The following is a 12388-nucleotide window of genomic DNA, read 5'->3' on the forward strand; positions in this document are numbered from 1 at the left end:
CGATGACTGCGATGACAAAACTAACTTACCTGTTTAGCGGTGCGAGGGCGCGCAGCCTTGCAGGTCCGCTGCTGATATTCATGATCCTCGGCATGATGGTACTGCCACTGCCCGCGTTTTTACTGGACATGATGTTCACTTTCAACATCGCGCTCTCCATCATGGTGCTGCTGGTTAGCATCCATACGCACAAGCCGCTGGATTTTGCCGTGTTTCCCACAGTGCTGCTCCTTTCAACGCTGCTGCGATTGTCGCTCAACGTGGCATCTACCCGCGTGGTGCTGATGCAAGGCCATACCGGGCCGGATGCGGCAGGAAAAGTCATCGAGGCATTCGGTCATTACCTCGTCGGCGGGAATTATACGGTCGGCATAGTTGTGTTCGTTATTCTGGTGGTGATCAACTTTATCGTCATTACCAAGGGTGCCGGTCGCATTGCGGAAGTTTCCGCGCGCTTTACGCTGGATGCCATGCCGGGCAAGCAGATGGCGATCGATGCGGATCTCAACGCCGGCCTCATCGGTGAGGAGGAGGCGGGCAGGCGGCGCGTCTCCATTGCCCAGGAGGCGGAATTTTACGGCTCCATGGATGGCGCGAGCAAATTTGTAAGGGGAGATGCGATAGCGGGAATTCTCATCCTCTTTATTAATGTCGTTGGCGGATTGGTAGTCGGCGTTCTGCAGCATGACCTCGATCTTGCTACCGCCGCCAGAAATTACACCCTGCTTGCCATCGGTGACGGACTGGTGGCCCAGATTCCGGCGCTCATTATCTCTACCGCCGCCGGCCTGGTAGTAAGCCGCGTCGGTACGGATGAGGATATCAGCACTCAACTGGCAGGCCAGCTTTTCTCAAAGCCCCAGGTATTGGCTTTGACTGCCGCTATCATCGGTCTCATGGGCCTGATACCCGGTATGCCTCATATTGCCTTTCTGCTGCTGGCCGCATTGTGCGGCGGGGGCGCCTATCTGATGGAACAGCGCCGCAAGCGGCTTGTGTCGCAGGCGCCGACAGCTCCCGTTATCCAAGCGGAGGCGCAGGACGCCAGTTGGGATGATGTCATGCCCGTGGACATACTGGGACTAGAGGTGGGCTATCGCCTGATTTCGCTCGTGGACAAGACCCAGGACGGGGAGCTTCTCGGGCGGATCAAAGGCGTGCGCAAGAAATTCGCCCAGGAGGTCGGGTATCTTCCGCCGACTGTTCATATCCGTGACAATCTGGAACTGCGCCCTAACGGGTACCGGATAACGCTCAAGGGCGTCAATATTGGAACCGGTGAAGTCAATGTGGGGCAGTATCTCGCCATCAATCCGGGCATCGTATCCGGCAATGTGCCTGGTCTTGCCACCACCGATCCCGCTTTCGGGCTGCCCGCTGTCTGGATAGAAGCAGGCCAGCGCGAGCGTGCCCAGTCACTGGGATATACGGTGGTCGATGCGGGTACTGTCGTTGCCACCCATCTCAATCATCTGGTGCACAGCCACGCTGCCGAATTGCTGGGCCGCTCCGAAGTGCAGCAACTGGTGGATCGCCTCTCCAAGGATTCTCCCAAGCTGGTGGAAGATATGATTCCGAAGCTGCTCCCGCTCTCCACCTTGCAGAAAGTGCTGCAGAATCTGCTCGAGGAGAAGGTGCATATACGCGACATGCGAAGCATCGTCGAAACCTTGGCCGAGCACGCTTCGAAAGTTCAGGATGCGCATGAACTGACGGCGCTGGTGCGCATTGCGTTGGGGCGCTCAATCGTTCAGCAGATATGGCCCCAAGCCAGTGAGTTGCAGGTGATGGCGCTTGATTCCGGACTGGAAAGGTTGCTGACCCAAGCTTTGCAAGCCAGCCCGACGGGGGCTGGGATCGAGCCGGGACTCGCCGATACCCTCATTCGGGAGGCAGCTGGCGCCAGCCAGCGGCAGGAGCAGGTGGGGCTGGTTCCCGTGTTGCTGGTGCCAGCGCCGCTTCGAACCTTGCTGGCGCGTTTTCTGCGCCGTGCCGTTCCTCAACTGAAAATACTGTCGCATGCGGAAGTACCCGATTCAAGCAATATTAAAGTCACTTCGATTCTTGGAGCCAGAGCATGACTATCAAACGATTTTTTGCCAAAACAACCAGCGAAGCATTGCGCATGGTACGCGATGAGCTCGGAGCCGACGGGGTGATTCTGTCGAATCGAGCGGTAGACAATGGTGTCGAGATATTGGCCTTGAGCAATAGCGCTATGTCCGCGTTGCTCCCCCCGGCGGAATGCCAGAAAGAAGATGGGCAGGAGCAAAGGCTGCGGGAAGAGAGCAAGAACGGGTTCTCGCCCGACGTGTCGGTAGCAATACTCCCGGTTCCCAAACCTGCGGTTCCCAAAAGTATGCCCGAGAATCCTGCTGTACCTCCTGCTAGAGGTGCGGAGCAGACAGCAAGGACGGCAAGAATCGAAAAAAATGCTGAAGATGCGCCCGAGCGTGATTTGACTCCTTTGCCGCGCAAGAAGGCGCAAGAGACAGATCACGCTGCCAGGACCAACAAAAAAGCCGTTCCGCAAATTTCCAGCAAACCGCGTCGCGCAACTACGGGACGCGTGCAGTCCACGAAGAGTGGAGAAGGGTCGGCGAAGAAAAGCAGCAGAGGAACAACCCCCCGTGAATCGAGCGCCATGGCGGGGGAAACGAGGGTGTCAGATTTCCGGAGCTGGCGGAAACGATTACAGAATACGCGCAACTCATCGCCAGCAATGAATCCGGAAATTGCAATTTCCCGCAGGCCCCGACGGCTTGCGCTCGATTCTCTTCAAGTCGCGGATAAGGTTGCGGCCAGTGTTCTAAAGGAAGTCCGTTTCATGCATTCGACACTGGAGCAGCAACTCGCCTCGCTAAGCCGGAACGAGCAGGAGAGACGCGATCCGGTGCGCGGGCAATTATTTCGCCAGCTGCTGGCAGCGGGACTCCATGATGCTTCCGTACAGGCGCTGCTGGATCAATTGCCAGAAAAGCTGGACGCAAGCGCAGCCATGAACTGGGTAAGAACGGCGCTGACAGGCAATCTTCAGACTATCGGGAACGAGGACGAAATTCTGGAGAAGGGAGGTGTTTATGCTCTGGTAGGGCCGACCGGTGTGGGTAAGACGACTACTACCGCGAAGCTCGCAGCGCGTTGTGTTGTCCGCCATGGAGCAAGCAAGGTCGCTTTGCTGACGACCGACAGCTACCGCATAGGCGGACATGAGCAGTTACGGATTTATGGAAAGATTCTGGGGGTCAGCATACATGCGGTGAGGGATACGCAGGACTTGGCCCTCGTACTGAATGAATTGCGCGGCAAGCATATTGTGCTGATCGACACGGTTGGCGTAGGGCAGCGCGATCAGATGGTAGCCGAACAGGTTGCCATGCTGAGTGGCTGCGGCAGTGAAATCAAGCGCCTGCTGCTGCTCAATGCCGCTTCGAGTTGGCATACGCTGGATGAAGTTGCAGAGGCCTACTGGGGTGATGGTCTGGCGGGCGCCATCATCAGCAAGCTGGATGAAGCGGTAGTAACGGGCTGTGCGCTCGATATAGCCATGCGCCACAACTTGCCTCTCTACTATGTTGCCAATGGCCAGCGGGTCCCCGAGGATATCGAGCTTGCGGATGCCGAATCCCTGGTAAACCGCATGTTCGACGATCTCTCGCAGTTCGCTCATTTTCCTCAGTTCCAGGACGCCGCGTCTTTTACCGCTCTCGATCATTCATGTTCGATAGCCGGAGCAAGTCGCGAGGATGGCGGAATCGGGCCGGATACGAGCGAGGTGTTCCTTGACTGAACCCATTCATGACCAGGCAGAGGGCCTTCGCCGATTGCTGGTTCAGAATTTCCTGCGCATTGTCACACTCACATCCGGTGGTACGGGTACGGGAAATACCACAGCCGTGGTCAATCTCGCGGCGGCTCTAACCCGCAATGGAAAAAGTGTGCTGGTAATCGACGAGAACACGGGTGCAGGCAATGTATGCGAGCTGCTGGGATTGAATGCGCACCGTGATCTGCTGGATGTTATTCGACGCGATAAAACCGTGCAGGAAGTGGTTGTCGGCAGTGTCCACGGATTTTCGATCCTTCCTGCGGGGCGAGGCATGCGAGCCCTTGAAAAACTCAATGTCGGCGACCGCGCTCACCTGATCGGATCTTTCGCGCATATAACGCCGTCATTCGACGTGGTCTTGATCGATGCTGCTCCCGGCAAGGCCAGCCGCTCGCTTTCGCTTGCTCTTTCAAGTCATGAAATCGTTGTGGTTGCTTCGCCCGAACCCGCTTCCATTACTGCTGCCTATGCGCTGATCAAGCATATCGGTGGAAATCATCAGAATAAGCGGCGCTATCACATTCTGATCAATAAAGCGGTTACAGAAATCGAAGCAAATACCATTTTCAGCAATATGGAGAGCGCCGCCAAGCGTTATCTGGGGGTTTCGCTCCAGTTCCTGGGATATATCCCGTACGAGCACAAGCTCTGTCCCGATAATCCGTTGCCCAAATCTTTTTCGGCCGCATCCTTCGGGGCAGCGTTCCAGCATGCAGCGGAATCGCTGATTCACTGGCCGTTCGAGGAGGATGAAGGACGAGGCCTCGAACGCTTCATGCAATGTTTGTTGCAAGGCAGTTCCGGCAGTCAGGGCGCCAGAATGAATGCCGCTACAGCAGAATCATAGTGAGGAACAGCATGTACACTTCGGTCGGCACCATCGATAAACAACAGCATATCGTGGAGTTTACTCCGCTTGTAAAACGGATTGCCAATCACATGATGGCGAGATTGCCTGTCAGTGTTGAAGCAGATGACCTGGTACAGGTCGGAATGATCGGCCTGATGGAAGCGTTGAACCGGTATGAAGAGATGCCCGGGGCACAATTCGAGACTTATGCGCAGCAGCGCATTCGCGGCGCCATGCTCGACGAACTGCGCCAGCTGGATTGGCTTCCGCGAGGAGCCCGAAGGGTAATGCGCCAGATCGAGAGCGCTATCAATGTGCTGCAGCACCGCCTCGGCCGCTCTCCTTCGGAGCGGCAGATCGCCGAAGAACTCGGCGTATCGATCGAAAGTTACCAGCAGATGCTGTTTGAAGCAAAAGGAACCCAGCTTATCCATTATGAGGATTTTTCGGACGATGAGGACGATGATTTTCTGGAGCGCAACTGTGCCGACAATACTGCTGATCCGCTGGCGGCGCTGCTCGACGGCGATTTACGCCGGATTTTGATCAACGCGATAGAGATCCTGCCCGAGCGTGAAAAAACGCTGATGGGGCTGTACTACGAGCAGGAACTGAATTTCAAGGAAATCGGCGCCGTTTTGGGCGTATCCGAATCGAGAATATGTCAGATGCACAGTCAGGCGATTGCCCGGCTACGCGTGCGACTCAAGGAATGCGCATGGACTTCAATAGCATAATCGGTATCGGTATCGCGCTGGTTGCTGTTTTTGGCGGGCAAGTGCTCGAGGGGGGACACCACGCATCGCTCATTCAGGTTACTTCGCTCGTAGTCGTACTGGGCGGGACGCTGGGAGCTGTTCTGCTGCAAAGTCCGGTCCGTCAGTTTGTACTTGCCATGAAAATGAGCCGCTGGATATTTGTTCCGCCAGTGCTCAACCCGGAAGCCGTGGTGCAGCACATTGCAACCTGGAGCGCTGCTGCCCGCAAGGAGGGTTTACTGGCGCTCGACAATCATGTTGAAGGCATCGACGATCCTTTCGTGAGAAAAGGACTGCAGATGGTGGTGGACGGAACCGAACCCAAGGTGTTGCAGCGCGTGCTGGAAGTGGAGATCGAGACTTTCGAGGATCTCCACCATCAGGGCGCCAAGGTGTGGGAAGCAGCCGGAGGTTATGCGCCGACTATCGGCATCCTTGGAGCAGTGATGGGATTAATCCAGGTGATGGAGAACCTGTCCAATCCTGCCGACCTTGGCGCGGGTATTGCAGTCGCATTCGTGGCGACCATTTATGGCGTCGGTCTGGCAAATCTTGCATTTTTGCCTATTGCAAACAAACTGAAGACCCTCATTGCCCGTCAGGTATTGCTGCGGGACATGCTGGTCGATGGCCTGGTAGGAATTGCAAAAGGTGAGAATCCACGGCTTATTGCAGAACGGCTGAAGGGATATGTCGTATAACGAGCACCTTTTTGCTCGAATCATGCAGTCCCGTAAAAGAGGAAAGTAACCACCCCATTTCATTCAGGAGAAATGATGAAAAACAGCGACAAAACCGTTATTACAAGCGAAGCCAACGAAACGGTTACGGCGGGAGATGACAAGCAAAGGCCGATGAAGGATGGCGTGTACATAGAGAGGCGCCAGGGAGAAAGACGCTCAGGCGCAGAACGGCGCGACCCCAATAGCCGGGGAGCAAGCGAGAGAAGAAATCCGGACCGGCGCAAAGGCGGCCGCAGGGCGGGCGACAAAGAGGCATGAAGAAAAAGACCGGTTATGAATAGAAAAATGAAACGGAAAGCCGGTCTATCAGGTAGACCGGCTTTCAATTGATATGGCTCGCAAACGCAAACTGGAAGAGCGTGAGAATCATGAGCGCTGGCTCGTGTCCTATGCCGACTTTATCACGCTGCTGCTCGCGCTGTTCGTCGTGATGTATGCGGTTTCGCAGGTAAACGAAGGTAAATACCAGCGAATGGCAGGCTCGCTTGTGAACGCATTTGGTGCGCAATCGGATCGAAGCGTACTCATTACGCCCGAGTCCGCGCCCTCGTCGCCTGTCCAGGAATCCCCGACGGAAGAGGACAGGTCAATAAAAAAGGCGCGCCGTCTGGCTGAGGCGCAGCGCGGGCAGCAGGAAGCAATGGAAGTTATCGCAAGAGATGTCGTCGCAGCCTTTCAGCCATTCCGCTCGCTCATCGAGAACGGGCAGGTGAGGGTGATTCCAAGCAGCCGGGGACTGGCTGTGGAAATCAATGCCAAGGTATTATTTGCGCCTGGGCAGGCAGTGCTGGAACAAAACTCCGCCCGCGTTCTTGAAGCGGTGGCGCAGGTGCTGAAAAATAACGACTATCCCATCCAGGTGGAAGGTCATACGGACAGTATTCCGATCGTAACCGATAAATTTCCCTCTAACTGGGAATTATCAGCAGTGCGGGCCAGCAGCGTGGTTCGATTGCTCATCGGCAGCGGAGTAGAGGCGGCACGGCTGACTGCCGTGGGCTATGGCGAGAACCGGCCTGTGGATTCGAACGATACTGAAGATGGCCGTACGCGTAATCGACGCGTTACCATCATGATCCTCTCCAATTCAGACCGCAATCCATCCGATAATCTCGAGGACGCGCCACAGGAAACCGAGTCCGCCTCGACTGCTTCTGAGAGAACCGCTTGCCTTTTTCGGCGAGAGAAACTGGCATAAGTTTTTCCTGCGAGGGATTCAGCAGCCTCCCCAAGACGTTCCTATTTCAGGACCTCGGCGTCCACGGCCTGCCTATCATGTTTTCCGGGCAGGGGGAATCAATGGTCCGATAGACTGGATTTCCATGCCTTGGCTGCTATCGTGCTGATTGCTTTATTTCGCTTCAAGAGCGCGTCATTCGGTCATTCTGGGATGCGGCTGGGTGGCATGATGCTGCTCTCGTAATTTCCGTAGTGATCGCGCAGCCTGTTTCTGAGCCTCGTTCACACCTTCGACACGCTCAGGCGAACGGGGGCCGAAGATTCAGGATCAACGGGGGCGGCGAAGGGCTCAGGGGCAACGGAATGATGAGTCCGACAGACCTGCAAGGGTGAAAGGAATACCTGCATTTATCCCGACACAGGAAATGCCGGAATTCCTTGTTCCAATCCGTCTGGTCCTGATACGGATTGGATGGCATTCTCAATAGAGGTAAGTATAGGGAGTATGAGGGGGGACTGCCATCTGTGTCCTGTTTTAAATCCTTACATCCTTAGATCTCGCCAAGCCGGCGTCCACCGGAAAAGATCTGCGGCTGACCGTTAGAACCATAAAGGCCATTATGGAGGCCACGAGCAGCAGCCTGTAATGCAGAAAGTCTTTGCTGGTTATAGCGGAGGCGCTGGTTCACGAGAATACCGTTGATTTCGTTTATCCGGTGAGCGGTCTCAGTCAACTGGAGCAGCTCCTGCCAAGCCATAGCTGCAGTGGGATGATCTGCCAATCTGCGCTCCATATCACCCTGATCCTTGAGGGAGCCAGACATTCCGAGCCACTGCTCGCGGGCCTCGGTAAGCCCGGCAAGCTGCTGGGCATGACTCGCTTTTTCCACGGCGAGCGGCAACAGCACAGACACATCCGCTTGTTGCAAGGCCCGCTGCTCCCTGCGCAGCACATCGATGAACGCCCGCACGGCATCGCGCTCGCTGGCAATACCGGCAATGGGATCGAAAACAGTATTATTCAAGTTTATCCCTGCCTCCTGCGTATCAGATCACGGACAGTGTCAAGCAATCCGTCAGCCACTTTGTCCGCATTGACCGTGAAACGGCCTTCACTGATGGCTTGCTTGATTTCTGCTACCCGATGGGTATCAAAAACCTCGCCCTTCGCCAAATTTTTTTCGATATTTTTCAGTTGGGCGCTCAACTGGATATCAGTGCTTATGCTATTCGCGCTACTCGTACTACTTGCACCCGAGGTGACAGCGCTTGCTACCGCGCGCTGGCCCGATTTACCAGGAGACGACTGGCCTTCGTGGACCGGCTTGGCAGATTCTGTTTTGATTGAGTTCTCTATTTTCAATTGCTGTCTCCTCAGTTTGACTGTAGACAGTTTAACGGAGAACCCGGGAGAAACTTGAGATTTATCAGGTCCAGTTACCGGTTCTTGCACGCAAGACGGCAACCCAGGAACGGCTGAGCAAAGGCATCTTTTGTTTCCTGCTTTCCTGCAATCAATAAGTTACTTCAACGATGGCGCCTGCCCGGGCAATGCCGCTTACAACCGCGCCCGAAGCGCTTCGAACTGTTACCGGTTGGCCCTCTGTTGCATGGGTAAGCGCTTTGCCTTCCGCGCTCACACTGAACCCTCGTCCGCTGGAGACAAGCTTCACAGTCTGATTCTGTATTACGGCTGTCTGGGCGCGAAGCATATCCTGGCGTAACGGACTTCCGAAAGGGAGGTTTCCTCCCAAGGTTCTGCCGATTGCCTGATTCCAGTCGGTCACGATACCCGGCGGAAGCTGGGTGAGATCGCCTTTCCGGCTGGTCAGGTCTGAAGCGTCAATTACCTGCCCCTGTCTCAGGGGCCGGGTGCTTACCAGGTACTCAGCCACGACTTTTACGGTAGCGCGGACGTAAATGGTCCAGGAGTGAGGCGCCGTACACCGCACCATGACAGTTGTATTTCCCCAGGGGCGTGTGCCCGGCGGCAAGGAGGGTTCAAGCGCCGTGCAAGCCGGCAGCGCCAGCCGCCCATCGATCGTCCCCGATGTGATTTCCACCTCGCCGGGAAGACCGATCGACTGCATCTGCAGAAAGCTCAAAACCGCCTGCTGGACAGCATGCGGATCCTGCCTTGCAGCTGCCGGGGCAGAGGCTGCAGCGGAGACGGCCGAGGGGAGAATCAAGGGTAGGAGAATGAGCAGGTTCGGGCTACCGGCCCATAACCGGGATAGTAATCGAAGATGGATGGCAGGCATATGGACTCTCAAAAATGCTTACAGTGTGCGACTCCAAGGATTCTAGTACGCACAGATGTCGGGTAGCGGGGGAAATGAGAGGTGTTTTTTCCGCTATTCGGGGCATTATCCGGAGCAGGCATCCATACGATACCACTATGCGATTGCCTGCTTCCTTAGGCTCAGGACTCATTAATTGAGATAGAAGATGACAGTTGCGGCGATACAGATGGCAGAGAAGAAGGTATGGGCACAGCGGTCGTAACGCATGGCGATCCTGCGCCAGTCCTTGAGCCGAGCGAACATGTTCTCGATCCTGTGCCTTTGCCTGTAGAGGGTCTTGTCGTATTTGATCTGGATTTTGCGATTCCTTTTTGTCGGTATGCAGGGCGTCATGCCTTTGGCACGCAACGCTGCCCGGAACCAGGCAGCGTCATAGCCGCGGTCTGCAATCAGGGTTTTGGCTTTGGGCAATGACGGCAGCAGCACACGTGCTCCCTTGTAATCGCTCATCTGCCCTTCGGACAGGAGCATGGCCACAGGCTTGCCCTGACCGTCGCAGACCACATGAAGCTTCGAGTTCAGGCCGCCCTTTGTGCGACCGATACGGCGGGGAACATCCCCTTTTTTAGCAGGCTGGCTGCCGTGCGGTGGGCCTTCAGATGCGTGGCGTCGATCATCAGCCTCTCGGGCGTTTCCTCTTTACCGGTCAGTTCCACAAAGATGCGGTTGAACACGCCCAGTCGGCTCCAGCGCACGAAACGGTTATACAGTGTCTTGTGCGGCCCGTATTCCCTGGGGGCATCCTTCCATTGCAGGCCATTCCGAATGACGTAGATGATCCCGCTGATCACCCGCAGATCATCAACACGGGGAACTCCGTGGGACAAGGGAAAATAAGGTTTTATACGGTTGAACTGTGTTTCCGACAGGTAAAACAAATCTCTCATGGCAGCACCTCCGCCATAAGTGAATCACATTTGATCCTATTCGTGAATCATGAAATTAATAGGTCCTGAACCTAAGTGATTGTTGCTGTAATGGACCCGTAGGTAATTGGAGGGATGGGAGATCGGAAGCTGCAATGGCTGCGGAATCTGATTTCAAAGTCGAGATAAGGGGATTTAGGAGATTTGGGGGATTTATCCCCTTTTGATCCGGCTTTTGGATAATTCCCATCCCTAATAAGATGCTTTCGTTTATCCATATCAGCACGCATTTGAAATTGATAGAAGGGGGAAATTTCCGTGATCGATAAACTTGATCATGCATTTCGATTTTATGAGGATGCGGCCAACCTTCGGGCGCACAGGCAGCAATTGATCGCTTCAAACATTGCTAATGCGGATACGCCCCAATACAAGGCGCGCGACATCAATTTCAAGGACGCGATGGAAAGCGCGTTGACCGGGAAGCGAGGCGTCATTCTTGTGACAAGCGCGCCGAATCATATTGCTTCTCCAACAGGAGCAGGGGTGGCAGCGGGGCAGCAATTGCTGTACAGGACCGCGGTACAAGGCAGTGTGGACGGGAATACGGTCGATATGGATGTGGAACGCAACCAGTTTGCCGATAACGCCGTTCATTATGAGGCCAATCTCACATTCATCAGTGACCAGATCAGGCAGATGCGAACTGCCATTCAGGGCTAGGGGAAGTCGGAATATGTCTCTTTTCAATATCTTTACCGTGGCCGGCTCGGCCATGACAGCCCAGAATCAGCGCCTCAATGTGGTTGCAAGCAACCTGGCAAACGCGGACAGCGCGGCGAGTTCCAATGGACAGCCATACAAGGCAAAGCAGGTCGTGTTCATGAGCACTTCGCCTCTAGGGGATAACGGCATCTCAAATGGTACCCACGGCGTGAGGGTCTCGGGGGTAATCGAGGACCAATCTCCCATGAAGATGGTATACGAACCTTCGCATCCAATGGCGAATCCTGAGGGATTTGTCACCATGCCGAATGTAAATGTAGTGGAAGAGATGGTCGATATGATTTCTGCTTCGCGCTCGTACCAGAACAATGTGGACATGATGAATACCGCGAAGACGTTACTGCTGAAAACCCTCACGATCGGACAATAGGAAATCCCCATGAGTACTATCCAGAATACACAGCCGACAAGTAATCCATTTGCCGCTTATGGAACCAGAAGTACTGCCAAACCGGCAGAAGAAGACTTGCAGGACCGGTTTCTCAAGCTGCTGGTTACCCAAATGAAAAACCAGGATCCGCTCAATCCTCTCGACAACGCGCAAGTCACCACACAGCTTGCTCAAATCAGTACCGTGAACGGTGTCGAGAGACTTAATGCGACCATTCGAACCATTGCCGACAGTTTTACTGCCGGGCAATCACTGCAAGCCGCCGGCATGATCGGAAGAGAGGTCCTTGTGCCTGGCTCCGCCTTGCAGTTGGCCAATGGAGCGGCACGCTTCGGGATCGAACTGACGCAACCCGCGGATGAGGTAAAGGTAAGAATACATGACGCGGCCGGCCGCGAGATTCAAGTCATGAATCTGGGTCCTCAGGCGGCGGGTTCCCTCGAATTGGCGTGGGATGGCAAGACGAGTGATGGCAGCCAGGCAGCGAACGGGAACTACAGCATAAGCGTTGCCGCGCTGCGTGGCGATCAGAAGGTGGAAGTACAGGCATTGGCGGCGGCAATCGTTCAAGGCGTATCCCAGGGAAATCAAGGCGTGCAACTGGACGTCGGCAGGCTGGGGATGGTGGGATTGGCCGATATCAGGCAGATTTTTTAGGCTGAGGTAGGGAAGGGCCTGCGGCC

14 protein-coding genes are annotated in these 12388 nt (G+C 55.2%); 10 read left to right on the forward strand and 4 right to left on the reverse strand.

Going from position 1 to position 12388, the window contains the following annotated elements:
• The first annotated feature begins 2 nt into the window (after positions 1-2).
• The 7 genes from flhA (at position 3) to motD (ending at position 7378) form a co-directional block, all read left to right on the forward strand.
• On the forward strand, positions 3-2081 hold the full coding sequence (gene flhA, locus NMUL_RS06900) for a flagellar biosynthesis protein FlhA (protein WP_011380650.1): 2079 nt from the start codon (positions 3-5) through the stop codon (positions 2079-2081).
• Entirely contained in the window at positions 2078-3790 is a 1713-nt protein-coding gene (gene flhF / locus NMUL_RS06905) for a flagellar biosynthesis GTPase FlhF (RefSeq protein WP_011380651.1), read from the forward strand. The genes flhA and flhF overlap by 4 nt, the downstream gene beginning before the upstream one ends.
• On the forward strand, positions 3783-4676 hold the full coding sequence (locus NMUL_RS06910; RefSeq protein WP_041352441.1) for a MinD/ParA family ATP-binding protein: 894 nt from the start codon (positions 3783-3785) through the stop codon (positions 4674-4676). Before flhF ends, NMUL_RS06910 begins: the two co-directional genes overlap by 8 nt.
• A gap of 11 nt (positions 4677-4687) precedes the next feature.
• Positions 4688-5416: an RNA polymerase sigma factor FliA gene (locus NMUL_RS06915; RefSeq protein WP_011380653.1), complete on the forward strand. Its 729-nt coding sequence runs from the start codon at positions 4688-4690 to the stop codon at positions 5414-5416.
• Positions 5398-6138 carry a flagellar motor protein gene (locus NMUL_RS06920; RefSeq protein WP_011380654.1) on the forward strand — a complete coding sequence of 247 codons (741 nt, stop codon included), beginning with the start codon at positions 5398-5400 and terminating at the stop codon, positions 6136-6138. Before NMUL_RS06915 ends, NMUL_RS06920 begins: the two co-directional genes overlap by 19 nt.
• Positions 6139-6210: 72 nt before the next feature.
• On the forward strand, positions 6211-6438 hold the full coding sequence (locus tag NMUL_RS06925) for a hypothetical protein (RefSeq protein WP_146063227.1): 228 nt from the start codon (positions 6211-6213) through the stop codon (positions 6436-6438).
• Between the two features lie 73 nt (positions 6439-6511).
• Positions 6512-7378 carry a flagellar motor protein MotD gene (gene motD / locus NMUL_RS06930; protein WP_011380655.1) on the forward strand — a complete coding sequence of 289 codons (867 nt, stop codon included), beginning with the start codon at positions 6512-6514 and terminating at the stop codon, positions 7376-7378.
• 532 nt (positions 7379-7910) lie between these two features.
• On the opposite strand, the gene NMUL_RS06935 is transcribed toward motD, so the two are convergent.
• The 4 genes from NMUL_RS06935 to NMUL_RS15305 all read right to left on the reverse strand — a co-directional run bounded on the left by NMUL_RS06935 (position 7911) and on the right by NMUL_RS15305 (position 10549).
• Complete coding sequence (locus tag NMUL_RS06935) at positions 7911-8384, reverse strand: flagella synthesis protein FlgN (protein WP_011380656.1); 474 nt, start codon at positions 8382-8384, stop codon at positions 7911-7913.
• 2 nt (positions 8385-8386) lie between these two features.
• Positions 8387-8722, reverse strand: coding sequence for a flagellar biosynthesis anti-sigma factor FlgM (gene flgM, locus NMUL_RS15660; protein WP_041352443.1), 336 nt, complete (start codon positions 8720-8722; stop codon positions 8387-8389).
• Positions 8723-8873: 151 nt separating this feature from the next.
• Positions 8874-9620, reverse strand: coding sequence for a flagellar basal body P-ring formation chaperone FlgA (gene flgA, locus NMUL_RS06945; protein WP_011380658.1), 747 nt, complete (start codon positions 9618-9620; stop codon positions 8874-8876).
• Positions 9621-9791: 171 nt separating this feature from the next.
• Positions 9792-10549, reverse strand: a protein-coding gene (locus NMUL_RS15305) for an IS5 family transposase (protein WP_148235532.1) whose coding sequence is annotated in 2 segments (ribosomal slippage) — positions 9792-10216 and positions 10216-10549 — 759 coding nt in all. Because the reading frame shifts where the segments join, the coding sequence is not laid out codon by codon here.
• Positions 10550-10846: 297 nt separating this feature from the next.
• Here NMUL_RS15305 and flgB point away from each other — a divergent pair.
• Genes flgB through flgD form a run of 3 tightly spaced genes read left to right on the forward strand, consistent with a single transcriptional unit; the run spans position 10847 to position 12362 of the window.
• Entirely contained in the window at positions 10847-11251 is a 405-nt protein-coding gene (flgB, locus tag NMUL_RS06960; RefSeq protein WP_011380660.1) for a flagellar basal body rod protein FlgB, read from the forward strand.
• Between the two features lie 13 nt (positions 11252-11264).
• Positions 11265-11684: a flagellar basal body rod protein FlgC gene (flgC, locus tag NMUL_RS06965; RefSeq protein ID WP_011380661.1), complete on the forward strand. Its 420-nt coding sequence runs from the start codon at positions 11265-11267 to the stop codon at positions 11682-11684.
• Between the two features lie 9 nt (positions 11685-11693).
• Complete coding sequence (gene flgD / locus NMUL_RS06970; protein WP_011380662.1) at positions 11694-12362, forward strand: flagellar hook assembly protein FlgD; 669 nt, start codon at positions 11694-11696, stop codon at positions 12360-12362.
• The last annotated feature ends 26 nt before the right edge of the window (positions 12363-12388 follow it).

The sequence above is a fragment of the Nitrosospira multiformis ATCC 25196 genome (genome assembly GCF_000196355.1).
Taxonomy (GTDB): Bacteria; Pseudomonadota; Gammaproteobacteria; order Burkholderiales; family Nitrosomonadaceae; genus Nitrosospira; species Nitrosospira multiformis.